Annotated in this window: 26 protein-coding genes; 4 read left to right on the forward strand and 22 right to left on the reverse strand. The window is 32.3% G+C overall.

Going from position 1 to position 25,554, the window contains the following annotated elements; translation table 11 throughout:
• Complete coding sequence (locus tag ACWNT5_RS20090) at nucleotides 1–1,077, reverse strand: sensor histidine kinase (protein WP_299609445.1); 1,077 nt, start codon at nucleotides 1,075–1,077, stop codon at nucleotides 1–3.
• A gap of 326 nt (nucleotides 1,078–1,403) precedes the next feature.
• On the opposite strand from ACWNT5_RS20090, the gene ACWNT5_RS20095 reads away from it, so the two are divergent.
• The gene (locus ACWNT5_RS20095) at nucleotides 1,404–3,788 is read left to right on the forward strand and encodes a TonB-dependent receptor (RefSeq protein WP_456518398.1); all 2,385 of its coding nucleotides are present in this window, start codon (nucleotides 1,404–1,406) and stop codon (nucleotides 3,786–3,788) included.
• A 114-nt stretch (nucleotides 3,789–3,902) separates the two neighbouring features.
• Nucleotides 3,903–4,361, forward strand: a complete 459-nt coding sequence (locus tag ACWNT5_RS20100; RefSeq protein ID WP_456518399.1) for a DUF1569 domain-containing protein — start codon at nucleotides 3,903–3,905, stop codon at nucleotides 4,359–4,361.
• A gap of 85 nt (nucleotides 4,362–4,446) precedes the next feature.
• Here ACWNT5_RS20100 and ACWNT5_RS20105 read toward each other — a convergent pair whose 3' ends face one another.
• From ACWNT5_RS20105 to ACWNT5_RS20115, 3 genes are read right to left on the reverse strand one after another with little or no spacing between them, the layout of a single operon-like run.
• Nucleotides 4,447–5,046 (reverse strand): DUF7079 family protein, encoded by a 600-nt coding sequence (locus ACWNT5_RS20105; RefSeq protein WP_456518400.1) that lies wholly within the window; start codon nucleotides 5,044–5,046, stop codon nucleotides 4,447–4,449.
• 9 nt (nucleotides 5,047–5,055) lie between these two features.
• Nucleotides 5,056–6,498: a hypothetical protein gene (locus ACWNT5_RS20110; RefSeq protein WP_456518401.1), complete on the reverse strand. Its 1,443-nt coding sequence runs from the start codon at nucleotides 6,496–6,498 to the stop codon at nucleotides 5,056–5,058.
• A complete protein-coding gene (locus tag ACWNT5_RS20115) occupies nucleotides 6,495–7,790 on the reverse strand; it encodes a serine hydrolase domain-containing protein (protein ID WP_456518402.1) in 1,296 nt (431 codons plus the stop codon). Before ACWNT5_RS20115 ends, ACWNT5_RS20110 begins: the two co-directional genes overlap by 4 nt.
• A gap of 322 nt (nucleotides 7,791–8,112) precedes the next feature.
• Here ACWNT5_RS20115 and ACWNT5_RS20120 point away from each other — a divergent pair, with 322 nt between their 5' ends.
• Entirely contained in the window at nucleotides 8,113–8,940 is an 828-nt protein-coding gene (locus tag ACWNT5_RS20120; protein WP_456518403.1) for a fibronectin type III domain-containing protein, read from the forward strand.
• 200 nt (nucleotides 8,941–9,140) lie between these two features.
• Nucleotides 9,141–11,108 carry a hypothetical protein gene (locus ACWNT5_RS20125; protein WP_456518404.1) on the forward strand — a complete coding sequence of 656 codons (1,968 nt, stop codon included), beginning with the start codon at nucleotides 9,141–9,143 and terminating at the stop codon, nucleotides 11,106–11,108.
• Between the two features lie 75 nt (nucleotides 11,109–11,183).
• On the opposite strand, the gene ACWNT5_RS20130 is transcribed toward ACWNT5_RS20125, so the two are convergent.
• The 18 genes from ACWNT5_RS20130 to ACWNT5_RS20215 form a co-directional block, all read right to left on the reverse strand.
• A complete protein-coding gene (locus tag ACWNT5_RS20130) occupies nucleotides 11,184–12,026 on the reverse strand; it encodes an NmrA family NAD(P)-binding protein (RefSeq protein ID WP_456518405.1) in 843 nt (280 codons plus the stop codon).
• A gap of 37 nt (nucleotides 12,027–12,063) precedes the next feature.
• Complete coding sequence (locus tag ACWNT5_RS20135) at nucleotides 12,064–12,564, reverse strand: anthrone oxygenase family protein (protein WP_299899858.1); 501 nt, start codon at nucleotides 12,562–12,564, stop codon at nucleotides 12,064–12,066.
• A gap of 5 nt (nucleotides 12,565–12,569) precedes the next feature.
• Nucleotides 12,570–12,971, reverse strand: a complete 402-nt coding sequence (locus ACWNT5_RS20140; RefSeq protein WP_299609470.1) for a DUF5367 family protein — start codon at nucleotides 12,969–12,971, stop codon at nucleotides 12,570–12,572.
• Between the two features lie 91 nt (nucleotides 12,972–13,062).
• On the reverse strand, nucleotides 13,063–13,917 hold the full coding sequence (locus tag ACWNT5_RS20145; protein ID WP_299899857.1) for an AraC family transcriptional regulator: 855 nt from the start codon (nucleotides 13,915–13,917) through the stop codon (nucleotides 13,063–13,065).
• Between the two features lie 79 nt (nucleotides 13,918–13,996).
• Complete coding sequence (locus tag ACWNT5_RS20150; RefSeq protein ID WP_456518406.1) at nucleotides 13,997–14,728, reverse strand: phytanoyl-CoA dioxygenase family protein; 732 nt, start codon at nucleotides 14,726–14,728, stop codon at nucleotides 13,997–13,999.
• A gap of 81 nt (nucleotides 14,729–14,809) precedes the next feature.
• The gene (locus ACWNT5_RS20155) at nucleotides 14,810–15,277 is read right to left on the reverse strand and encodes a GNAT family N-acetyltransferase (RefSeq protein ID WP_299609477.1); all 468 of its coding nucleotides are present in this window, start codon (nucleotides 15,275–15,277) and stop codon (nucleotides 14,810–14,812) included.
• A 51-nt stretch (nucleotides 15,278–15,328) separates the two neighbouring features.
• On the reverse strand, nucleotides 15,329–15,715 hold the full coding sequence (locus tag ACWNT5_RS20160; RefSeq protein ID WP_299609479.1) for a VOC family protein: 387 nt from the start codon (nucleotides 15,713–15,715) through the stop codon (nucleotides 15,329–15,331).
• A gap of 59 nt (nucleotides 15,716–15,774) precedes the next feature.
• Nucleotides 15,775–16,170 carry a VOC family protein gene (locus ACWNT5_RS20165; RefSeq protein ID WP_299609481.1) on the reverse strand — a complete coding sequence of 132 codons (396 nt, stop codon included), beginning with the start codon at nucleotides 16,168–16,170 and terminating at the stop codon, nucleotides 15,775–15,777.
• A gap of 31 nt (nucleotides 16,171–16,201) precedes the next feature.
• Complete coding sequence (locus tag ACWNT5_RS20170; RefSeq protein ID WP_299609484.1) at nucleotides 16,202–16,606, reverse strand: helix-turn-helix domain-containing protein; 405 nt, start codon at nucleotides 16,604–16,606, stop codon at nucleotides 16,202–16,204.
• A 27-nt stretch (nucleotides 16,607–16,633) separates the two neighbouring features.
• The gene (locus ACWNT5_RS20175) at nucleotides 16,634–16,936 is read right to left on the reverse strand and encodes a hypothetical protein (protein ID WP_299609486.1); all 303 of its coding nucleotides are present in this window, start codon (nucleotides 16,934–16,936) and stop codon (nucleotides 16,634–16,636) included.
• Between the two features lie 108 nt (nucleotides 16,937–17,044).
• Complete coding sequence (locus ACWNT5_RS20180) at nucleotides 17,045–17,608, reverse strand: cysteine hydrolase family protein (RefSeq protein WP_456518407.1); 564 nt, start codon at nucleotides 17,606–17,608, stop codon at nucleotides 17,045–17,047.
• Nucleotides 17,609–17,667: 59 nt separating this feature from the next.
• Nucleotides 17,668–18,384 carry a YqjF family protein gene (locus ACWNT5_RS20185; protein WP_456518408.1) on the reverse strand — a complete coding sequence of 239 codons (717 nt, stop codon included), beginning with the start codon at nucleotides 18,382–18,384 and terminating at the stop codon, nucleotides 17,668–17,670.
• 11 nt (nucleotides 18,385–18,395) lie between these two features.
• Nucleotides 18,396–21,587 (reverse strand): AsmA-like C-terminal region-containing protein, encoded by a 3,192-nt coding sequence (locus tag ACWNT5_RS20190; RefSeq protein WP_456518409.1) that lies wholly within the window; start codon nucleotides 21,585–21,587, stop codon nucleotides 18,396–18,398.
• Between the two features lie 151 nt (nucleotides 21,588–21,738).
• A complete protein-coding gene (locus ACWNT5_RS20195; protein WP_456518410.1) occupies nucleotides 21,739–22,125 on the reverse strand; it encodes a hypothetical protein in 387 nt (128 codons plus the stop codon).
• Between the two features lie 62 nt (nucleotides 22,126–22,187).
• Nucleotides 22,188–22,751 carry a Crp/Fnr family transcriptional regulator gene (locus tag ACWNT5_RS20200; protein WP_456518411.1) on the reverse strand — a complete coding sequence of 188 codons (564 nt, stop codon included), beginning with the start codon at nucleotides 22,749–22,751 and terminating at the stop codon, nucleotides 22,188–22,190.
• A gap of 301 nt (nucleotides 22,752–23,052) precedes the next feature.
• Complete coding sequence (locus ACWNT5_RS20205; protein ID WP_456518412.1) at nucleotides 23,053–23,943, reverse strand: TolB family protein; 891 nt, start codon at nucleotides 23,941–23,943, stop codon at nucleotides 23,053–23,055.
• A gap of 106 nt (nucleotides 23,944–24,049) precedes the next feature.
• A complete protein-coding gene (locus ACWNT5_RS20210; RefSeq protein WP_299609502.1) occupies nucleotides 24,050–24,760 on the reverse strand; it encodes a M23 family metallopeptidase in 711 nt (236 codons plus the stop codon).
• 7 nt (nucleotides 24,761–24,767) lie between these two features.
• Nucleotides 24,768–25,481 (reverse strand): hypothetical protein, encoded by a 714-nt coding sequence (locus ACWNT5_RS20215; RefSeq protein WP_299609504.1) that lies wholly within the window; start codon nucleotides 25,479–25,481, stop codon nucleotides 24,768–24,770.
• Nucleotides 25,482–25,554: the final 73 nt, after the last annotated feature.

Here is a 25,554-nt window from a genome sequence, read left to right on the forward strand (position 1 = left end):
TTAGGATACTTTTACAATAGAAACATCTTTCATGTTTTTTGGCAGTAAAGGAATGGTTACTTTGAAATATCCATTCTCCGTTTCTATTTTTATGTTTTCGTTTGTATAAAAAGAATATCTCTTTTCAATGTTTTTTAATCCTAACTTAGTGGATTCTTCTTTTCTTTTTCTAACATGCAAATTGTTTTGTACTACTAAGCTGGTGTTTTCAACAGAAATGATAGTGATCTCAAGAGGTTTTTCTTTAGAATAATAATTATGTTTTAAAGCATTTTCTACCAGCATTTGAAGAGAAAGCGTCGGAATAACAAAATCTTTGGGATTTACTGATATATGTGTAGTAATGCTAAGAGCGCCTTCGTGTCTTACATTCATCATGAAGATAAAAGAATCTAAAAAATTAAGTTCCTTTTCTAAACTTACCAGATCTTCTTCTCGATTATCTAAAATATATCGGTAACAGGTTGCTAATCTGGAAACAAAATCAGAAGCGAGATCTCTGTCTTCATACATTAAAGATGTTAAGGTGTTTAAACTATTAAATAAAAAATGAGGACTGATCTGATTTTTCAAAGATTTATATTTAGAGGTCATTATTTCTTTTTGCATATCATTCATCTTATTCTCCATTTCTTTTTTCTGTTGTAAAGAATGATAAAACAAATTGAAAATAATGAGGGCAAATCCGAGAATCGCAGCTCTGAAGAAATCAATTCTAAATCGTAGCCAAGGATCAGCAGCATCTATTTGACAGATCTGATCAAATTGAAAAATGGCCAAATAATATATCAATGCAGAAACCGGAAGACATATTGCTAGATTAATTAGTAATATCTGTATGCCTTGTTTTATATCAAGACCACCACCATTTTTGGATTGTTGTCTTCTTACCAACCAATCATTGCTTTCCCAAGCAAGCATAAATAAGAAAAAAGCACTACTATAATAAAATACACCAGGTGCATCAAAAATGGAATCTTTCTCATCATGTACTATGGTAAGCTTTATTAAAAAGTATACCACATTAATGATGATAAATCGTATTCCTAATTTTTTTAAAGTAGTCTTTTTGAACATATTGCATGTAATAGTACAGTTAAAGATACGTAAGAATGGATCAAATTGAAGATTCGTTTTCAGCGAATTGTCAAAAAACGATCTGAATTGTAGTAAAAGTCATTTTATCTGCAAATGGACTAAGATCATGCCCTTAAAACAGCTTCAAAGAACGTTTCATACACTTCAAAAGTAAAAATGACGACTCTACTAATTTAATTTTGTTCATCCTGAAGTAGTTAGCAGATTTGAGTAAAATCAAAAAGATAAGAAATAAACAATAATCATTTTACAAGTACCTATAAAGATGATTAATGAGAAACTCTGTCTGACTAAAAATAAAAGAGATGAAAAAAATAATGCTATTATGTACATTACTATGTATTTCCTTTATGAAAGCGCAAACTGGCACTATAAAAGGATTGGTCATTGATAAACAATCAGAAACTCCTTTAGTAGGTGCTACCGTAGAATTGTTAAATACAGATGAAATCAATGGCGTGATTACAGATTTGGATGGATATTTTACCCTTGAAAATGTACCATTAGGTAGACAAATAATTAGAGTAAGTTATATTGGTTTTGAATCGATAACCTTACCAAATATAGTAGTAACTTCTGGAAAAGATGCTGTGGTGAATGTTTCGCTTACAGAGGCTTTTGATCGGTTAGATGAGGTGATTATTACCTCAGATACTAATAAATCCAGAGCAATCAATAAGCTTACTTCGGTATCTGCTCGGCAATTTAGTTTGGAAGAGGTAACGCGTTTTTCTGGTGGTAGGAGTGATGTAGGTAGACTAGCAGCCAATTTTGCAGGTGTATCGGCTCCTGATGATAGTAGAAATGATGTAGTTATTAGAGGTAACTCGCCTACAGGATTGCTTTGGAGATTAGAAGGAGTGCCAATTCCTAGTCCTAATCACTACAGTACTTTAGGTACTACGGGTGGACCCGTTTCAGCATTAAACCCAAATATGCTAAAGAATTCTGATTTTATTACCTCTGCTTTTCCTTCCGAATATGGAAATGCTATTGGAGGTGTATTTGATCTTGGTTTTAGAAAAGGAAATAAAGATGATTATGAATACACCGCTCAAGTTGGAATTTTTACTGGAATCGAGGCAATGGCAGAAGGACCGTTAGGTAAAAATAACGGTTCGTTTTTAGTAGCAGGAAGATATTCCTTAGTAGGATTATTAGGAGTAGGAGCAGGAGGAACCTCTGCAGCACCTAATTATAGTGATGTGTCTTTTAATCTTGATTTTGGAAAAAGTAAGTTGGGTAATTTCTCTCTATTTGGAATAATAGGTTTTTCTAATATTGACTTTTTGGGTGATGACATTGATGAAGATGATTTGTTTGCAGCAGAAGATGAAAATACCTTTGTAGAATCTGGTTTCGGAGTTTTAGGTGTAAAACATCAAATTAATATTACTGATAAATCGTACCTAAAAACAATTCTTTCCGGATCTTTTACAGGAAATGATTTCGTAGCTGATCGTTTTATTGATAAAAATACTCCACAAGAAAGAACAATTCTTTTTACAGAAGCGGATAATACCGAAAATAGATTTACCTTCTCTACATTGTTTAATTCAAAGCTTAGTAGTAGAAGCACGATACGAACAGGAGTTTTGGCAGAGAATATAGGAGTAACATCCTTACTTCGAGATAGAACAGAGCAACCAGATCTTAATAATGATGGTGATCCTGATATATTTACATTTCGTGATATCGATGAAAACCTAACCATATTTCAACCTTTTATCCAAGGACAGTTTCGACTTACCGAAAAGCTTACATTAAATACCGGATTGCATGGGCAATATAGTTCTCTTAATGAGCAATTTGTCTTAGAACCAAGAGCAGGACTTAATTATAAAGTATCACAAAATCATCGTTTGAGTTTTGGTTATGGATTACATCATCAACCCGTATCATTACCGCTATTATTCTTAAACGAAGAAATAAACGGAACCATAGTGCAGTCTAATAAAGATTTGGATTTTGTGAGAAGTAATCATTATGTACTAGGATATGATGTGAAATTAGGAAGCAGTTGGCGTGCTAAATTAGAAGTGTATTATCAGGATATTGATAATGCTGCAGTAGAGCCATTTTCGTCTAGTTATTCTTCATTAACCGAAGGAGCAGATTTTGGATTTGATAATGATAGAGTTTCTCTGGTAAATGAGGGAACCGGATTTAATCAGGGAATTGAACTGACCGTAGAACGATTTTTTGAGAATGGATATTACGGTTTATTAACTACGTCCTTATTTGAAAGTAAATATAAAGGAAGTGATGGTATCGAACGAAATACGCCATTCAATAATGGATATGTATTGAATTTACTGGCAGGAAAAGAATTTGCTATGGGTAAGACAAAAAAAGATGTATTGTTTTTTGATACAAGAGTGACTTTTTCTGGCGGGCGCTATTTTACACCTGTTGATTTAGCTGCTTCTCAAGCTGCAGGTTTTGAAGTGCTACAAGAAGATCTGGCATTTAGCGAACAGAATGATGGATATTTTCGTTGGGATGTAAAGTTTGGCTACAAAATAAATAGTAAGAAAAAGAAAACTTCGCATCAGTTTTATGTAGATCTTCAGAATGTAACTGCCAATGAGAATTTGTTTGCCAGACGATATAATCGATTAACCAATAATGTAGATGAGGTAAATCAGATAGGATTTTTCCCTGATTTTGGATATCGATTTGAATTTTAACATAAATAATTGATATGGAACACAATGAGATAACCATTATTTACGTTTGGGGATATCTGTAACTTGGTTTTTGGGGATATGGCGAGTTAGCAGTTTGGACGTTAAATGGGTTATATGGAAAACCAGTTACAAGATATTGCTTATTTGATTCAGTTTAGAGATCGATATAATAGTCAGGTTTCTAAGGTCGCTGTGGCTTGGCATTTGGATCACACCCTCAAAGTAATAAATAAGATTCATACGATTCTTCAAAATTCGGATCCCACAGTATACGAGAAGCGTTTTAATGTATGGCGTAGTATTTCTTTTTTATTTAGGTTTATACCAAGAGGAAAAGGAAAATCTCCGGCATCGGTTTTGCCTCCAAGTGATATTAAGACAGAGAACATTTTATCACAACTCGAAGAGGCAAGAATACACATTTCTAAATTCGAAGAATTAGATGAAAATGCGAATTTTATGCATCCTGTTTTTGGTCAATTAAATAAAGGTCAGGCGAAATATTTTTTAAAAATCCATACCAAGCATCATCTAAAGATCATTCGAGATATTTTGGGTAAGAGTAGAGAATGAGTCTATTTTACAGGTATATGCAATGAAAATTAATGTAAATCGGGACTCAGAAGATTCAGAATTTATATCATTAAAAGAGAAATAATCATAATGTTTTATTTCTCTTTTCTATTTCAAGAGCTTTTTTATAAAATTCTCTAAACTTTTCTTTAGTATATAAAGCGTTCATAGCAGATAGAACATCTGGCAATGATAGGCTACACCATTCCCATAACATGGTACTGAAGTTATACCGATACATCTGTTTTCCGACTTCTTTTCTGATCATTTGTACTTCATTGATACTAAAACCATTTTCTAAAAGTAAAACTTGTACTTGTTGTTGATACTCTTCGGTTAGTTCGGTATCTAGATAAGGTTCTAGAATCCAATCCCAGTTCCAACTATATGCTGATAAAGGGATATTATTTTTATATGCAAATGTTTTTAAATCCTCTTTCTTTTCTGCAGCAATAAAAATGATATCTTCTTTTAGAATAACTCTTGCAGTACCAAAAGCAGTACAGATAGAGACAATATCCTTAGCGTTAATTCTTTTTTCGGGGTATGCAAAGGAAGGTTCGAAAGGATAATTGTAAACCCAAATATCTTTCTCATTAATTTCAGACGCTCCAATTCCAGAAAAAAGAAGCGTAGGAATGATTTTTTTAGTTCGCTTTTTAAATATGTTTCTAAAAAAATTCACTTAATCGAATTAATAGTTTACTACAAAATTAAGAAATCCTCCTGTCCAATTAGACGTTGAATTCGTTATATTTCGAATTCCTTTACCAGGAAAAGAAATACTAAATCCTGCATTGAAGAATAAATGTTTGCCAATAATTTTATTATACTCTATAAATACATCATCTGCTAAATGAGAATTGGTTACTCCAGCAATCACGGTAGGAATTTCATTAGAAAACTCCACTCGCGCAGCTTGTCCAAATTGTATAGGACTTCGTAATTGTTGAGCAGCAATATGAGCATATCTCAGCGTAATAATATCATTAGACGAAGGTCTTACCTGAAACGTTAGGCCTTGTGACTGTACATTAGAATTAATAAATACCATTGAGGATTTGGATCCTGTGGACCATGAACTTGGAGAGCCTTCAAAGTATAGTGGATCAAATCGTTCTTGATTATTAGTGTCTGGATTATCTCCAGAAAAGAATTGATAAGAATACATTAATGTTGGTTTCCAGGATACCTTTGGAAATAGATAGACCAGTTGCAATCGACCTCCTAATGAAGAAAGATCTATCGTAGGATTGAATTGATACGCAACATCCATTCCTAAGGATAACTTATGTAAACTTTTACCAAAGAGATTTATTTTTGAATATAGATTTAGAGCATTTAGATTTTTCCTATCTCCTTCAGTAATAGTTGGAGGACCTTCTCCATTTGGTGCAGCCTGAGGATAAGGAGCATTAGAATTTATTACTCGTATGTATGATAATCCTAGATATCTTTCTTTGGAAATAAGATAATTGATGTCTAGACCAGCTAATTCATTATCAGTATCATTAGAAGGTAACTCATTTGGTGCTAAATAAAAGAATGTACTATTGAATTTATTTTTACTTACTTTTCCTAATATAGTTTTTTGCCAAGCTTTTCTAGGTCCAAATTTCAGTGCACCACGCTCAAACCCACTAGAAGCTCCGTTAGAGATTAACATTCCTGTGCCTAATTTGAGTGGTTGAGATCCTATAGATAGCTCTACTAAAACACTGTCTTTTATTCTGAAACGATACCCTATATAAGCATCTTCTAAGGTTATCCGCCCAGTATTTTTTGCATCAAAAGCGTCTACACCCCAAGTGTAAGATCCAACACCCGATATTTTGGCATAGATACGGGAATTGGATTTAAAATTATGATAAAAATTTAATCCTGGTTTTACATAAAGTTCTAACCATTCTGTATCTGAATCAAAGTCTAATTCAGGGACATCTGCTAAATTCCAAAATAAATTGGTTTCTCCTACTACATTTGCGCCAGCTTGTAACTGACCTTCAATCGTAATGCCATTTTTACTATAGAATAGTAGATCAGATTTTTCTTGCGACGTGGTCGATATTGTTATAAATAGAATAAAGCTACAGACTAAATTAGAAATATGTTTATATCTACCTAATGAGTTTTTCATTTTTCTAACAAATATTTAGCTACAGCATGATAAGCGGGTAGAGAAGTAGGGTCTATTTTTGCATTTTTGGCTTCAGGATGAGATGAGAATCTAACTAATACCATTTCTGCTTTTGGATCAATATAGATTGTTTGTCCATGAACGCCTCTTGCTGCAAAAGCGTTATGCTCATTATGAGTAATCCACCACATATCTCGATAACTCCAATTGGTTAATGTTTTGTAAGCAGATTTTCTGAAAGCTTCTTGATTTCCTCCCTTCATAATATTTTCAACAGTTTTAGAAGGTATTATTTGGGTATTGTTGAAATACCCTTTGTTACGTATCATTTCTCCAAACATGGCCATGTCTCTAAGATTTGCGCTAAATCCACCACCAGCAAAAGCAATTCCGGCACCATCTATCTGAAAATATCCATCGATATGAGTACCTAGTGGTTTCCATATTTTTTCCGATAGTAGGTGAGGAATACTTTTATTGGTTACTCGAGAAATAATCCAGCCTAGAGCATCGGTATTGATTGTTTTGTAACCAAACTCGTCTCCATGCGTTCCATTTTTTTGAACAGTTTGAAGATATTCATAATAGTTGTTAGGACCGTTATAAGATTTTGGTTTAGGCAAAGGGTTACCTGCAGCCGAAAAGGACCAGATTTCAGCATTAGGATCCGAATAATCTTCGCTATATTTCAAGTTTGTGGTCATGTCTAATATTTGCCGTATGGTAGCATCTCCAAATGCAGAATTTTGAAGTTCTGGAATATATTGAACAGCTTTCGCTTCTTGATCTAATATACCTTCAGTGACTAGTATAGCACCTAATGTTCCTGTAAAAGTTTTACTAACAGACATAGCTGCATGTACACCATCTTTCGTTAATTCACCAAAATACCTTTCATAAACAATAACTCCTTTGTGCAATATGATAATTCCATCGGTATAATTCTTATCTAGAGATGTCTTCCAACTCATTTTTTCATTACGATCTAATGGAATAAATTCAATTTCATCTATAGCAGGGTCTATTTTTGTAGTAAATTGATATCGATTAGAAGAAGCAGATTTTACCTCGGTAGTAGGTAAAAACTCTCTCATATGACATACACTATATCGCAATGCAGGAAATGTAAAAAAACTACCGTTAGATGCGGAGATAGTTTTTTCTTTGGTTGGAGGGTATCCTTGCATCCATTTTAATGTTTTAGGATCCGAATCTTTTGCATTAAGGAATTTTTGAGCATTAAGTTGATAATTTATGAATACAAACAGAATTAGGAAAAAAGTCTTTTTCATAAGATGATAGTTGATTAATCTTGAAAATATATTCCAAGGTGTGAGGATGAACTTTTTTATTTCTAAAGATACTTAATTTACAGTGCTTTATGAAAGGTTTTTAGATTAGATATACATGAGTACGACTTCTCCATTTTGTAATATGAAGAGAGGTGTTTTTTTCTTGATTCATAATTATATTCAATACTTTTTTAAAATCTGAATACTCCCTTATTTGAAAACTTGTATTTTGATTTGATTCTTGACTCGAAAGTTCTTTCTTAAAGTTGTAAATACAGTTTAATTACTGCATTTTTGCGTTCAATTAAAAAACGAACAATCAATGAAAAAATTAGTACTTCTTTTAAGTTTAACTTGTATACTGTTTTCTTGTAGTGAGAGTGATATTTTAGGTTTTGATGATGAAGATTTAGATGCTATTTATGATGCACCTAATGTAAAATCATATACCACTTATATTTCTGAAAATTCAGTAACTCTAAATGGTTTTATTAATCACGAAAATGTGTTTTTTAGGGAATCAGACACTTACAAAGTAGGATTCATATTTAGAACTGGAGATCCTCAAGATTCAAGTAATGATCGAGTAATTGAACTAGAAGGAGAAGTAGAGTATTATACTGGTTTCTACAAATTTAATTACGCGATAACATCTTTAGAACCTAATACTACTTATTATTACACTGCATTTACCAAAAATGGACCAACAGGAGACGATGATTGGAGCTCATTTACTACTTCTGCAGTCCCTTGCTCTTATACACAGGATAACTATTATAGTCTTGATGGTGTTTGGAGAGATGCTTATGTGACGGTTACGGATCCTAATTGCTGTGGAGAAGGAAATGTTGGATTTAGATTTGGGATATGGCCTGATATCTTTGATATTAATTTTAATGAATTAGAAAACGGGTATCCTAAAACTGGTCAATACTTTGGAGTAGATTACGAATTTGAAGGTACTCATATTCAGAGAGACCTTGTTAAGTCTACGAATCAAGTGTTAATGGAGAATGGAGATTCTACTCCAGAAACGGAAATATTTGTAACGAATGATGGACAAAGAATAACTTTAATTTTTTGTGACACCAAATTAAGAAATGGAGATATTCTTAACGGAAAAGTATCAGTACTTATTCCTCAGAAATAAATAAAAAACTCACAAATAAAAACTCGACTATGGTCTATTAAATTCCTAGTCGAGTTTTTTGTTTAATGATCAAATATGTATGATGATAATTTTTTTGAATTGTATATTTATTGAAAACGAAATCATAAAAAAGTGCAACGTTTTGTTAAAACTTTAGTTACTATAGTTGATTTCTAAATTCATCACATCAATCAAAAAATATGAAAAAACTCATTACATTATTTGCACTGCTTTTTATTTGTTTATTTGCTAATAGTCAGGAAATAAAGGAGATTTCAAGAGATTGGACCTCTATTGTTCAATCAGTAGAGATCGCTACAGATTCTGTGCGCAAGTTTAAGGTAATTGCACACGTTAAGGTAAAAACAGAAGATGCAAAGGCTTGGGCTGGAGTTTGGGCTAGAGTAGATAATAAACCAAATCAAGGAAGAGGATTCTTTGATAATATGGGAGATAGACCTATAAAGTCCGATTCTTGGAGTCCATATACTGTTCAAGGAATTCTAAACAGTAAATCCGAAAAACTTGTTTTTGGAGGTATATGCTCTAATAATGGAACGTTTTTCTTTGATAAATTCGAATTGTACATAGAAGATGATCAAGGGGAGTTTCAACCGGTAGATATTAAAAATGCTGGATTTGAAACTGAAATAACCGATCGCATAATTCCCGAATGGACCCCTGGTATCGGTAAGGAAGAAATAGTTTTAGCAAAAGAATTCACTTTTACATCTAGTACAGATAGCGTAGATGGAAAGTATTCCTTAGCTATTGAAGGAAAAGGTATCTCGAAAAGTACCGGAAGTATAGAAAGTTTTTTTCCGAGCATCGGTATAATCATACCCATTGTTCTAATGCTACTTTTCGTCTTCCCTTTGTTTACATATGCGTCTTCTACGGATAACGACAAATGGTCTATATGGTCTCGTATTGGTTTCAGATTTTCATTTATCTATTTCCTGTTAATTATTTTTTTCCAAAATAATGGTGCTTACCCGTTCTTCAGTTTTGTGACTAAGTTTCCAAGTGATCTCATGGAAAAGTTTGTACTTTGGTTTGCAGAGAGTATACTGGGGATTCCATTTAAGCTAAGTACAGGTCCTAACGGCAGCGGTGATACAAGCTACGATTATTTAGTGGTATTCGTTATTTTTATTGCAGCCGTAATAGGTACAGGAATTTGGTCTGCTTTAGACAGAAAGCGTTCTAATTATAAAATTTTGTTTTATTGGTTAACGACGGCACTGCGTTACTATGTGGGACTTATGTTGATTAATTATGGATTGGTAAAAGTTATTCAATTACAGTTTTCAGCTCCAAGTTTTTATAGGTTATTACAACCATATGGAGAATCATCCCCAATGGGATTAGCCTGGACATTTTTAGGTTTTTCTAAAGGCTATAACTTATTTATGGGAATAGCAGAAGTTCTTGCTGGGCTATTACTTTTTAGACGTACTACAACTTTCGGAGCTATTATTACATTAATGACAACGATGAATGTGATGGCCGTGAATTACTTCTATGATGTTCCTGTAAAAATATTGTCTACGCACTTAGTAATCATGACATTATTCCTGTTATCTAGAGATTTAAGAAAAGTGATGGAGTTTTTGGTAACTAATAGGCAGGTAGAAAAACTAACTGTTATTGCACAACCAAAACTTGAAAAAGGGATTCGTATCGGTCTTAATGTTGTAAAAAGTTTAATCATAGTTTATGCGCTTGGTTATGGATTTTATAATACCATGGATCGTAAAGAATCATATGGTTTAAATAAGCCAAAACCACAGTTACATGGAGTGTATGAAGTGACAAATTTTGTAGTGAATGGAGATACACTAACTGATTATAGAAGTGATAAACGTTGGAAAAATATTAGAATAGAAAGAGAAGGAAGCGTTCAAATAGAGAAAATGAGTAAGAAGAGAGAGAATTTTTCGATCGAAATGGATTCCACAACGAATGGAAGGATTAAATTCATTCCCTCTTCTGGCGATACAGAATCTTTTGATTTTTATTATACGAAAACAAAAAACACTTTAGATTTTAATTTTATCCATAAAAATGATACCATTTATGGACAGACCACAAAAATGGGAGTGGATAAATTTTTGTTGGTCAATAGAGGTTTTAATTGGATAAATGAGCGACCATATAATCGCTAATCTAATTTTACTTAAAGTTAATATAATACGAAAGGGACTGGCTATATACATTTAGACAGTCCCTTTCGTATTAAATTAAATAGATGGCTCTATAACTGAGTTCCAAATTCCTAACGCATTTGTTTTTTCTGCATATTCTCGAAAAGTAATAGGTTTTCTACCTAGTACTTTTTCGATGTCATGTGATATTTCAGAATTATCAGGGTTCCCTAGAACCTCGGTAAATAAGTACTCAATTAGCCAAATGAAATCTGCAGGGAGTTCTTCTTGTTGTAATGCGGATACATAAGTCTCTATGCTAAGAGGAGTAAATTGAATCTCTTTTCCAGTAATATCCGAGATGATCTGAACAGCTTCCTGAAAAGTAATAGCTTCAGATCCAGTAAGTTCATATATTTTTCCGTGATGTTGATCTTCGGTCAATGCTTTTACCGCTACCTGAGCAATATCATTTGCATCTACAAATGGAATTTTCATTTCAGAAAATGGTAAAGCTACATGACCTGCTAATATTCCTTCAACTAAAAAGTTCTCACTAAAATTTTGATTAAACCAATTAGCTCTAACAATAGTATAATCAATACCAGAATGTATGACAACTTGCTCACATAATTGAGCTTCTTTTTCACCTTTACCAGAAAGTAAGACTAACTTTTTTACATGCTGGTTTTTAGAAATTTCCACCAATTTTTCAATTGCTTGTAAGGCACCAGGAACTGCTAAATCTGGTTGATAGGTAATGTAGATGGTATCCATCCCTTCGATGGCTGCAGACCATCCTTCTGGGCGATGCCAGTCGAATGATGGATTTTCTTGTCTAGATCCAACTCTTACATTGTGATCCTGATCTTTTAGTAATTTAACAATTCTCTTTCCTGTTTTACCGGTTCCTCCAAGGACTAAAATGTTTTTTTTCATGATGTATAAAATTTATGTATTTAATTATGTTTGATATTTAAGATTGATGATAATACAATGACCCAACTAGTAACAAAACAAAGGATATTGTGGAGCTTATCGTTCGTATAAAATGCCACTGCTTCCAAGGGTTTTCAAATCTTTTGCGGAGCATCTTAAGTTCTTCCAAAGAAGCATCTGCCAAATTTGTTTTATCTAGGACTTCGTTTAAAGGAACATTTTTGAGTATGGTTATAAAAACCACTCCAATAGTAAAGGTTAGACTAGCTGCTAAAAAGATCCAAAACGAAGCATTTTGGTGTTGATATTTCAAAAAGGCTACATAGCTATTGCTTATAAACGGTCCGAAAAATATGATCAGAAATATTGGATTAATGATCGCTCTATTCATTTGTTGAAAAGACAATAAAAATGATAAATCGTCTAACTGACCTATTCCTGGAGTTATGGCATTGGTCCATGTAAAACATAGTCCTGCCGTTAATCCTGTTAACACAATACTAATGATCATGGTTGTTGTTTCGAAATTGATATCCATAATCGTTAGGCTTTGATTGTTTTTACTTTAGGATAAACCTTTAGGTAGTAGAATAGCATGGCTACACCCACAAGCTCTATCGCAATAATCCAAAAGCTGAAGTCTGTAAAAAACGTGTAGTAATTACCTCCATTTGGCATAATAAAGAGCGGAACAGTGATGAGCGTGTCTAAAAATGCTGCGATCAAAAAGAATACTACTCCTACGATATACCCATTAGTTGTAACGCCGTTTTTATAATATATAGAAGATCCTAACCAGACTAATGGAAGTATTGATAAAGATAAAACCATATTGGCTTGCTGTTCAGGGTTATGTAGGATTTGGAATTCATATGAGAATGTGAAAGCACATACTGCTAAAATCCAAATTCCAATACCGATAGTTACTAATCTAAAAATTTTCATGTCTTATATTTTTTTGATTACAAGACAAAATTAGAGTAGAACTTCTGGGATTATTTATTCCAAAAGAAGTATGATTTGTTCGAAAAGACGTTTATTTGATTTGACTAGGTCTATAGCCAAATTTCTTAGCGAAAGCATTGGAAAAAGAGCTTAAGCTATCATACCCCACATGCCAAGCAGCTTCTTGTACGGTAGCTTTCTTTTTGCTGATCATGCTATGAGCAGTAGTTAATCTTTGATTTTGTAAGTATTTAAATACGGGAAGTCCAAAAACTTCTTTAAACTCTTTTTTAAGTTTGGTAGTATTTAATCCCAATTCCTTAGAAAGCTCAGAAAGGGAAGGAGGGTTATTGAGATTACTAGAAAGAATATCTTTTGCTTTTTGTAGTCTGTTTTTATCAATTGATTTTAGATGCTGTGCATGATTAGCAGCTAGTTGACCAAAAAAATGTGATAATAATGTGGTTATCTGACTTCTGAAAAACATCATTTTAGTTTTTCCTTCATATTTTATATTAAAAAGACTATCGATAATTTGATGCATTTCTGGAGTCATATAAAAACTAGGACCTTCTACATAATGGTCTTTTGGGTTTACAAGGTTCTTTAGCAGTTCAGAAAATAGTTCTCCTTCCTGATTAGGTAGGTTTTTTAAATTTCGAGTAGCTGTTGCTATCACAATACATTCTAGAGGATTGTCTTTAGAAACTGTATGAATACAATCTACCTGTTCATCTGCGAAAAAGGAAAGTGCCAGACCTTTGGTATAATTAAAATGATGAGAGCCCGTAGGAGCAGACATTTCTAAATCAACATTGCCTGATCCATAGAATGCTACTGCAATCACAGGTTCGTCGAATCTACAGGAGTCTTTGACAACTTCTTTAGAAAATGCGGTTTCCACCAAAATAGTGAAATCATTGATATCGATAATATCTCGGGTCATTTTAATAATTTAAAAGTATGTTCACTGACACCTCTAAGTTAGTAAAACCTATAGAGTTTTTTGATGACTGTTATATATTTTATAGCATTTTATGAGTAATCTCTTTTCGTTCTAACCAATCTAATGGTTTGGTGAGTTCATTATTGTTAAACTCTAGGTGTATGACTCTTCTTTTTTTTCCGTTTGTTGTTCTATTGGAAGCATGTAATGTTAGGGGCTTCATTAACATAACACTGCCTTTATCTACCTCACACACCACTTCATTTGTAGTCTTCCAATTTTTAGAATCTTTACGTATTATTCCTAGTTGGTGAGAATTAGGAATTACTTTTAAAGCACCATTGTCACGACTTGTATTATCCAAATGAATTCTTAATGTAATAGTGTCTTGTAAAATTTTTAGAGGTGGTTGAACACCATACTGACCTTTTTTAAAGGTCCAATTTGAATAATTTGGAACATTAGCTTTTTGATTAACCGAAATGCTCAAATCTTGATGATAAGCTACAAACCAATTAGATTCATTGGGTTTGTCAAAATAGATAGCCTTTGTTAAGAAATAAGTAGATTCAAAAAGATCATAAATTAATCTTTTCATAGATTCAGTAAACAACAAATCACCTAATTGAGGTACATTTTTGATTAATTGTCTAATCGCAAACAAATCTCTTGTTTTCATAAATGCATTTCCCGTTTGTTCCGTATTTTCTAAGCAATTTAAAATTCTAGATATTTCTTCCTCTGAAAATAAAGATGATACGACTGAGTATCCATCATTTTCAAGTTGCGCCTTGTTTGTTAAGTAACTCATTGCTCTTTTTTTAATCAAAAACATTTAGATTAAATACCGTTTCTTATATGGCAAGTATGCTTCCCAATGGAAGTATATGCACTATACAAATCGTTGTAAGATGGTTTTATTTTTTTTACAAAGAAGTAATACTTTCTTTCCATAATTGCTTTCAGAATTACACCATTCTAGTTTTCTAACTATTTTTTCAGGAACTTCTATATTGCTATAAGTTTTAAATCCAAATTTTGAGTAAAAATTCAACAAATTTTCAAATGGTAGGCACCAAATATTAGATTCCCCAAATGGTTTCTTCTCACATAAATTCTGAACTATGTTTTCAGCAACTCCTAAACCTCTAAAATTTGGAAAGGTATAAATTCCTCCAAGTTCCGCATTATTTTCATCAATTTTCACCAATCTACCAAGTCCAGCATTTTCGTTTTCAACTTTAGCAATAACAATGTATTCATTTTCATAATTTGATTCAACAAAATCAATTTCATTGTATTTTGAGTTTATCCAATCTATCTCTTCTTTTTCAGCATGTTTTATAGTTACTGTTTTCATATGAACATCTCGTTTGATCAGCGCGCTTATAACTTCGGAATATATCCAACGTTATACAGTATCATCGTTTACTTCTATCCAATATTCATTCGGATCCTGAAAATATACTTGTCTGATACCGTCTTTTCTTATGTAATCCTTGTTAGGAGTATCTTTCCAATCCGAGTATTCCACTTTTAGCTCATTTAGACGTTCTATAAACGCATCAAAACTAGCTGTAGACAAAGCAAAATGAACTGCTTTATTTGTTTTGATTTCGGCATTTGGACGTGGAATCAAGTGAAGTTGTTTCCCTTCGGCAAAGGACAACCATCTTGTTTTGGAATTAGAAGCAGTATTTTCAATTTCTTCAAGGCCAAGTAATTCTTGATAAAATTTAACCGATTCATCAACATCTTTTACGGATAGTGCTATATGGTTAAATAAAAAGTTTTGCATGTATATTGAAAATTTATGATCGGTTAATAGGAATGTTTCTCAGGAATACGATTCCTGTTTTATAAGGTTTCCACAATTTGAATATTATTACCACAAGTATCATTGAAAACAGCAAATTTTACTGTTCCCATTTCTGTTGGTTGTACGCTAAAATCAACATTAAGTTTTAGGAGGCGATCATATTCTTTATCTACACTATCCACATCAAATTGCGTATAGGGAATACCAGCTTCCATTAATGCATCTTGAAAAACTTTGCTAGGTTCGAAGTGATTCGGAGCAGGTTCTAATAATAATTCTGGTCCATCTTGCCATTCTGGAGAAACGAGTGTGATCCATCTGTTTCCGCCACCTAATGGGGCATCTTTTTTTATGATAAAACCTAGTTTTTCGGTATAAAATTTCAACGCTTTTTCTTGATCTCTAACAGGAATGCTAATCAGGGTTACTTTCATTGTTTGTATTATTTGATTTATTTGTCAAAGGTTAAAAGTTTGTGTCTAATTCGCTTCTCGAAACTTGCTCTTTTTGAAATTTGCTTGGTGATTTTCCTGTTTTAGTCTTGAATAATTTACTGAATGAGCCTAAACTTTCGAAACCAACCGCAAAACAAGTTTCAGTTACTGACATTCCTTTTTTTAAATTTTGCTTTGATTGCTCAATACGTTTATCAATTAGATATTGTCTGGGAGTAAGTCCGTAATATCGTTTAAAAAGTCTATGTAAATGATATTTAGAAGTAGAGTTTACATCTGACAATACATTTAAGTTTAGATCTTTTTCAAAATTAGTGTCAATGAATTGTCGAGTTTCTATAATCGTTTGAATCTGCTGATCATTAGAATAGCAACTAGCTTTGATATGGTTTATTTTTTCCTGGTAGAATGTCATTTCTAAAAGGTGTGGCAAACAAATTCTTTAGAGTCTGCTGGTTGTTTTAATTTTTCTTGATCCATTAGGTTGCTCACCTTGTGTTAAAATGCATTTACTTATGGATCCTTTAGCATTAGTCACAAATTCAATTGTAGCTTTTGGTTTTACAATATCGACAATAAATTTTGAACTTCCTATAGATGTTAATTTAGAACTCCATTTACCTTTTTCTGTTAATATCAATTTTCCTCTTTTCAGTTGTACTTCAATTGCTCGGTTCGCAAGCACATATGTTCCGGTATAGTTCGTAAGATCTTCTTTTTTAGTAGTTAATTTTTCAGAAACCATAATTTTCTCATGCCCAGGCCAATTATATACCAAAGAAACGCTACTGATAATCTCTTCTATAATTTCTGTGTTTACATCATTTCAATTTAAAACAATTCAATGATACCTCTAATATGATACCAATTCTAAATCTTGTATTATATTTTCGAAACTATTTACGGTAATGCTTCCGTTGGTAGGGATCATATTTTGCCATACCCAATTATAATGTGTAATTACTTTTTCTGCTGATAGATGTGGTCTTTCACCAGTAGTATGACCATCGGAAACAACAGTGATATGGTAATCCTTTGTTAATGCAGATTGAATTGTGGATTCTACACAAAAATCAGTTGCGCATCCTGTTACTAATAAATCGGTCACGTCTAAGGATTGTAGTTTTGATTGAAGCTTAGAATTGTAAAAAACATCATTCGCATACTTATTAATGAATATGTCACTTGTCGTTATCTCTAATGATTCTAATAATTCCCATTCCCAAGTGTTTTTTTCAAAAGCTCCAGTTCCTGTTCCATCATGTTGAATATAGATTACAGGTAATCCGATTTTACGAAATACATCAGCTAATTGATTTATTCGTTTTATAACACCGTCTGTATCAAATCGAGGAGTTTCTTCAGTAAAAGAACCTTTTTGCATGTCAATTATTAAAAGTGCTTTTTTATTTTTCATTAATGTTGACTATTTCGTGAGTTATTTATTTAGACTAAACTTAGTATGGAGATATGTATCTAGTTTTTTCGAATCGTTCTTTTACTTTCTACAGTAATTTCAGATCCTTCTGCAAGCATTACCGAATTTGGAGTTAAAGAATTTAAAAACTCAAATTCTTTGCCATATACAGCGCCAAAATCAACGTCGATGTCATAGTTATGTACTTTATATACTTGCCATGTAGGATGAGTCACTTCATATTCATTAGATTTCTGATCATTTACCTTTGCATAACCCCAATAATGCTCAGTGATGAATTCTGTTTCGCTATCAGCTTCGATAGGATAAGAATCGATACTTGCTTTTATCTCTATAGAATTCCATTTACTATTTCTTTTCCATTTGTACTGAACTGTTCTTTCATCATTTTCAGTGCTCCAAACATGTTCCATTGGGAGCGTTTCATAGTTTTCGTTATAAACAGTATTGGCAACAAAGGTTAATGCTCGTTTAGGAACAATTTCTTTAATAAATACAACACCTCTTTTCCATTCACCATTTTCCAATCTTTTTACATAAAACCTCAAATTTACTTCTTCAAAATTTACATGATAAGGGATTTTTATACCTAATAGCTTCGTGTTTACAAACATGAAACCAACCAGACTCACATAGCAGTTTCCATTCCATAAGTCTAATTCTGTGCCAGCAGGTAAGTATTTAACAAGTACATTTTTATCAATTACATAATTGGCGAGTGCAAGTTTTCTCCATTCTGCCTTTAGAAAGCTCATTATCTATGGTTTTATTCCTTTTTCTTTCCCAAGGATATCTTGTAGTCATCTACACTACCTTTAATCTTTAGGTTGAGGTATTTTGTTTTTTTGTTAGGATCTACTTCTACAATTTCATCTTCTTGTTCTGGACTGATTATAGTGTCTTTTTTGTTTCCAAATAGTTTTTGCCAAGAAGCTTTTCTTACAGTTTTCCAAGGTATTCGTAAGAAGTAATCAATATTTTGATTGCTATCATGCGTACCGGATAACTCCATATGGCCTAATGTAGATTCGATAGTCATAGAAGGGATGTTGATTTTTCCCTTATTAATATCCAAGTTGTTTTGTAAAGTATCAAATCGAATATTTTGAAGGTTTTTATCTCCCATATAATCCGAAAGGGCCAACATAGGATCATAATTTTTTAACCTTCCATTTAATACTTTTACATCCATTTCTACCGTAGATTGATCAAGATCCGGTACCATATCAGGATATACTCTAATCTTTCCTTTAATTCTGGAGGTAAGTTTTCCTTGTAAATTTTCTGAAACAAGATGATCTTGCCCAAAGTTTTCAAACTTGAACAATAGTTTATCCAGATCTACATTATTCATCACCAAATCTGGACGCATATAAATATGTTTAGGATCACTACCATTAAAATATCCACTTAATCGAATATTTCCTCCAGCAGCATTCATATGCAAAGTATCAACATAAATATAGTGATTAGGGGTTGTTCGTATATCCGCTTTGATGTTTTGAAGATCTATTCTATGATAAATAAAGTGTGCTATATCTGCTTTGAATTGCATATCTGTAAAAGGCAATTCGTATAAGTTAAAAGCTTCTGCATGTTCTTTTACATCTGCCGTTTTAGAAGCGGCTACTTCCGTTGGTTTTGATGATGAAACATCGAATTTAAAGAGGGCATCAAAGTCTATATAATTAGCTTTTACGGCAAGATAATTATCCCTTTTCTTTATTTTCTGATCTTCTCCAATGTAATAGTTAAGATCAAAATTAAAATTAGTTGTTCCTATTTCTCCATGAAAATCTTTTATCACGATGTGTTCATCTTCGTAATGAATATTTCCTCTAAAATTGTCAAAGCGAAGAGGATGCAGTTTCATTTTTGTATCCAATTTGTCTAATGTAAGATCGATAGAGTGTAATGCAGAGTCTTTGTAATGCATACTGGATGCAAAATGCAAAGCCAAATCATCAAATTCTTCATGTCGATATTCTTCTGGGACATAATTTTCTCCTTTATAAGAAAAAATATCTTCGAGTTTTAATTTTTTAGAAGTTAGATTGATATCCAAATCAACATCGCCATTCAGTTCGGGTTGCATCCAAAAAGCATATTCGTGTACCAGCCCATCAAGATGAAAATCGCTATCATCTATATATCCAGTAAAATCTACAATTTTTAGATCTTTATCATCGATAAGTACATCCGCATGGAAATCATGTAGTTCATGTGGATAATGCTTTAAATCGGCATACAAACTATCGATAAAAAACTCTCCTTTTGGTAAATATTTAGACTCCGTAAAGTCTTTAGCAGAAGCTTTAAAAGAAAACCCCATACTTAGCTTTTTTATTTGTTCATCGAAACCAGTTTTGATAGAATCTTGATTAGAAAAACGTGTTAGCTGAGCGATATCTAAGTTTTTAGAACTAATATCTAAATGGACATCTACAGGAATATCTGTATGATGCACAATAGCGGGTAAGTCTGAAAGAAATCCACTAATAGACAAATCAGATTCTCCGATTAATAATTCAAACTGGTTTAGGTTTGCTTCTTTACCGTTCATCACTAATTGAACGTTGAGGTCATGTAATGGAGCAGGAAGTTCTTTGGCTTCTAAACTAAGATCTTTTATATTTAGTTCTGCAAAATATGCTTGATTTAATTTTTGTAATGCCTTTTCAGGATTATCGATATCAATAATATCATGAAAGTTCATTTTTAACGATACTTCGCCAGAAGTATTTTGTACTTGCTCCAGCTCAAAAAACTCTGTAATAAAATTAAGATTGAAATTGGAGTTTACTTGCATATCAACTTCTGGAGATTCAAAATTTTTCACAAAAAGCGATCCTTTAAATTCTCCTTTTTCTAAAGAAGCAGTCATATCTGTTAGCGAAAATTCCATGGTGCTGGCATCTCTATTACTACCATTGGTGAAATAGCCATTGAATCCCATATTATCTATCTTTTTCGCCTTTTTAGTATTTTCTAAATATGCTTTGCCAGCACCAAAATTGGCTTTTATAAAGGGTCTATTTCCTTTGTTAGCAGGACCTTCTATTTTAGCGTTAAAATAAATTTCACCTGCATTTCTATATTTCTCTAAAACAGGAATAACATCTGTAGGAGCGAAAGCAATGAGCATATCAAAATTAGGTTTTGTCCCGTTGATAGAAAGATCTAGATCTACATCATTCTTTGTATCTATAGATCCTTCTAATTCGAAATCACCATTTTCCATCACGATCCCAGAAGGAGCGATATCAAGAATTCCTGTACTTTCATTAAATACTACATCCGTATGTACTTCGAAATGTTTATTATGAATAAAAGTAGTATCTCCATCTTTGATAACATTTAACTCGAAATGAGTATCAATATGCCCAGAAATAATATTGTCTTTCTGACTAAACCCACCGGTACCAGCGTATATAAATTTTTCGACATCCGAATTTGTAGCTTCGTCTAAGGTGTGTACATCCAAATTTTTAAATCGGATCTTTTTGAGATGAATATTAGTAGATGAGGACTCCGATTCTGAAGTACTTGCTAATGAGTTTTGAATATTCGTGGTATTGTTTTCATGAATGACAATATTAAAAACACCTTCTTCTACGACTAGTGATTGTATGTCATAATTTCCCTTTACGATATCCCATAGATTGAAACCTACATAGATATCTTTTACATCCATAATAACGGGAGCATTATCTTCTTTGGTTTCAAAAATTTTGACATCATACACTTTTATAGAAACGTACGGAAAATTACTAAAAAGAGAGAGTTCACTTTCTCCAATGCTGACTAAACCCTTATGTTCTTTATTTAGTTTTTCAATTTCTCCTTGAATGATTTCGGATTGGTTACTTTGGATATATAGCATCAGGCCTCCGACTACTAAAATTGGGGCTAAGATTACTATTAATAAAATTCGTTTCCAGAATTTTTTACGCTTCAAGGTGGTGGTATTTAAGGTTATAAAAGATGTTCGACTTTAAAAGTAACGAATTCATCGGAAAAACCACTTTGAAGTTTTTAGATATTTGATTGGAGTTTCTGTTTTTAACAAATTTGGATAGTGTATTACTAACTATACGTACAATAGCTTCTTACACATGAGGTATTGATTTATAAGTTTTGCGTAAACCAAGGATTTGATTTATTCCCATACATAAAACAAAAAATGCTATAATTCCGATAATGATATTTCCAGTTTCGGTAATCCCAAAAGGTTTAAACATTATAAGTAAGATGCTTCCTATTACCCAGATGAAATCTTGAATAATAATCCAAACAACGGCTGGTGTTCGTTGTTTTTTTATTTCGAACCATATTGTCATAGCGAAGTATAGTAGTAATAGTCCAATGACCCAAAAGGGAGTATAATTATTAATTCCAAAAAGCGTTGCTATTTGTTGATTTAGAAATACCATTAGAATACCTGATATGCTGGAAAATAAGGCGTTTAATTGAAGTGATTTTTGTAAAGGATTCATTTGTTTAGATTTTTAAAACAAATTTCTACAAACCACACATAATCTCTCTTGACAAATGTTAATTAATGCATTTTCCTTAATCTACTTAATGATTCGGGAGCAATTCCTAGCATAGAAGCTATATACTGCAAAGGAACATACTTAAAAAGTTCGGGTTCTTCGTTCATTAATTTATCATACCGTTGCTTTGCCGTAGTATGCAATTGAAAAAACATCTTATTTTCTAATAAGGCAAAAGAATTTGCCAATAAAATATTATCAAACTCTAACCACTCTGGATAGGTTTTGTTTAGTCTAAAATGGTTCTCTCTCGTAATTGTGTAAAGGTTACAGTCTGTAATGGCTTGTATATTCCAACTGTTATTAGTCTCAAAAATAAAACTACTAAGAGAGGTTATAAATCTTCCTTCACTACCTATCCATAAGGTTATTTCTTTTCCATCCACGATATTGTACAACCTCATGTATCCAGATACTATAAAAGCCATTTTTCTACAAATTTTTCCAGCTTGGAGAAAGAATTCTCCTTTATTGATTTCCAAAGGTTCAAAAAAGGAAAGAATACGATCTAAAGATTCGTTTTTTATAGATACTTGGCTTGCAATACAGTTTTTTAGTTTTTCCATAGCGTTTACTTACAGCTAAAGGTTTTTTTATTGAAGTGGTTTAAACTTTTTTCAATTTGCTAAAAAAATGCTTTTTTGCATCCATATTTCACAATTTTTGACTTCCGTAGCGCTGCTATGCAATTAAAAAATTACTTCATCTGATCACAAAACTGCTATTTTTCACTTAAATCAAAAAAGTTTAAACCACTTCATTGATAACAGGTCGAAAATGTACTGGATGTTCAAAATACATTTGTGAAAATTTTCTTGGATACCATAGTAGTAGAGAGGATCTATTTATGATGCGTGTGGTTTTGGTTTAAGGGGTTTTTAATAACTCTGTAGATACCCATCTTAATTTTCCATTATTAGAGAAAAATATAAATTTTCCGTCTGGTGAAAGAGAAGGCGCAAAATCTTGATTAGTAATATTAATTTGATCTCCTAAATTTTGTGGTGTCGTCCAGTTATTGGATTGATTTTTAAAACTTACATATAAACTACTATTACCGTTTTGGATGATAGAAAAAATTATAAAACGTTCATCGGGCGAAATATAAGGATCAAATTCATATTTCTCTGTGCTTACTGGTTTTCCTATGTTTTTTGGTTCTGAGAACTGATTATTAGCTAGTACTTTAGTAGTGTAGATATCAAAAGATCCTTGACCACCATTTCTGTTCGAAGAGAAGAATGCATTTCCTTTATTAGAAATAGAAAAGAAATATTCATCAAACTCATCAGTATTAATTGGTTTTGGTAATGGTTTTGGTTTCATCCATTCTCCATTTTTATGATCAGCATACCAAATATTGAAATCTAAATTTTTATCAGTAGCGCTGGTTGGCCTTTTAGAAATAAAATAGATTCTATTACCATCTTTCGTTAGGAATGGGTCCGCATCATTATAGTTAGGATCAGAAAAGGAAGCGATCTTGGGTGTACTCCATGTATCACCTTGCTTTTTTGAAAAAAAAATATTCTCACTAGATGTAATAGTCGTGAAGTAGATTTCATCACACTTTTTAATCTCAACATTAAATTTAAAACTTCCCTTTAGATCTAATATTTCTGGGTCGAAATCTCTAGGAGTTGTAGTTGGTTTTTCAAGTCCGTAATAATCACATAGATTTTCTTGAGCTCTTATTTCTTGAGTAACAAGCAAACATGAATAAATAAAAAGAAGTCTTTTAAGAATAAACCGAGTCATGATTGAATATGATTTTAATTGATGAATGGTTACTAAATTAAGCAAAAAACGGTTTGAGAATGAACCCAAACCGTTTTTTATACTTTGTTGTTTTCTAAGATGGGATTTAATTTTTTCTAATAAATTGACTTTTTACAGGTTCTCCGAGATCCACTAATGTATCATCTTCATAATAATTTCGGAATTGAGCTGGCAACCCAATTCCGTTCAGATAATTTGGGCTGTTTTGTAAGTGGTAGTGTAAGTGTGGACCAGTTGAGTTTCCGCTATTTCCTGCTTGGCCTATTTCTTGTCCTTTTGCAACGATGTCTCCTAGATTTACTAAAACTGACCCTTTTTTTAAATGTGCTAATAATGAGTATTCGCCATTAAAATGATCTATTAATATATAATTACCTGCAAGATTACTATCATTGATATTATCATTTACGATCCCCGATAAGTAATTATCATCAATATTATTTTCCATTGCAATGATTTTACCATTTGCAGGAGCATTTAAACGTTTTCCAAAGCAGTAATGATTTTCGTTTTTACTACTATCACCAGAAAAACTGCTGCCATCAATCACAATAGCTAGGTCATACGCATATCTCTGACCTGTTCCTCGAGTGATAAAGTGATGTCCTCCATCTTGGTGGGTTCTACCACCAACGAAAACGTACCATTCTTCATCAAAAGGTAATTCTAAATCTGTTTTGGTTTGATAGTTTAGATAAATGTCTTCATCTTGTTTTCCTTCATCACCGATGAGAGTTTTGGTACAGGAGAATAACATCAAAATGAACAGAAAAGAAATAACACATATTTGTTTCATAGTGTAATTAGAATTTATAATTAATACCGAAGTTTACCTGATATTGAAGTTCCCTAAAAGCATTGGAGATTTGTAATCTATCATAATTAAAGTCATAGCTTAGTTGTCCACTTAATTGTTCAGAAAAAGAGTAGGAGTATCCTATTTTCCATAAGATACTTTGAAAACGATTTAAAGAATATACATTAGCGTTTGAATTCGTAATTCTAAGTAATAGAGTAGGGAGCGTTAGTTTAGAAAATAGATGTTGTTTTTGATTAATTTGATAGGAAAATCTACTTGATAGCCCTAGTGTTTGATCAAATACAAATTGATTATTAGGATTGATGTCATATAAAGAAAGATCACTGTATGATTCCAACCCTACATGAATTAGGAGTCTATTTTTATTATAGATTTTTTTTAATGAAGCAACGCTTATACCTATTTTGGTGTATTCAAAATCTAAAAGAGCGTTTACATTGTTCTCCAGTTTGGATTGTAGATAATCTAATTGAACTTCAAATATTTTTTCTTTTTTGGTGATTCGTTGATACTTAAATTTATAGATAGCGCTGTTATAATCATATCTGGAAACAGGTGCTATTTCCAAGTTTTTTAATGCACCAACATTATAACCAATAGAGAAGTCGAATGAATTGTTTTTAGAAAGAGTTTGCGCGTTAAAATTTGTAAATAATAATACGCATATTACAACGATTAAGAGTTGGTTTTGTTTCATTTAAGGTATAGGTTACTAAATACTTAAATGAAAGACTATTTGTATTTTATGACGTTGCAATAATTGATTGTAT

The sequence above is a fragment of the Aquimarina sp. 433 genome (assembly GCF_054054605.1).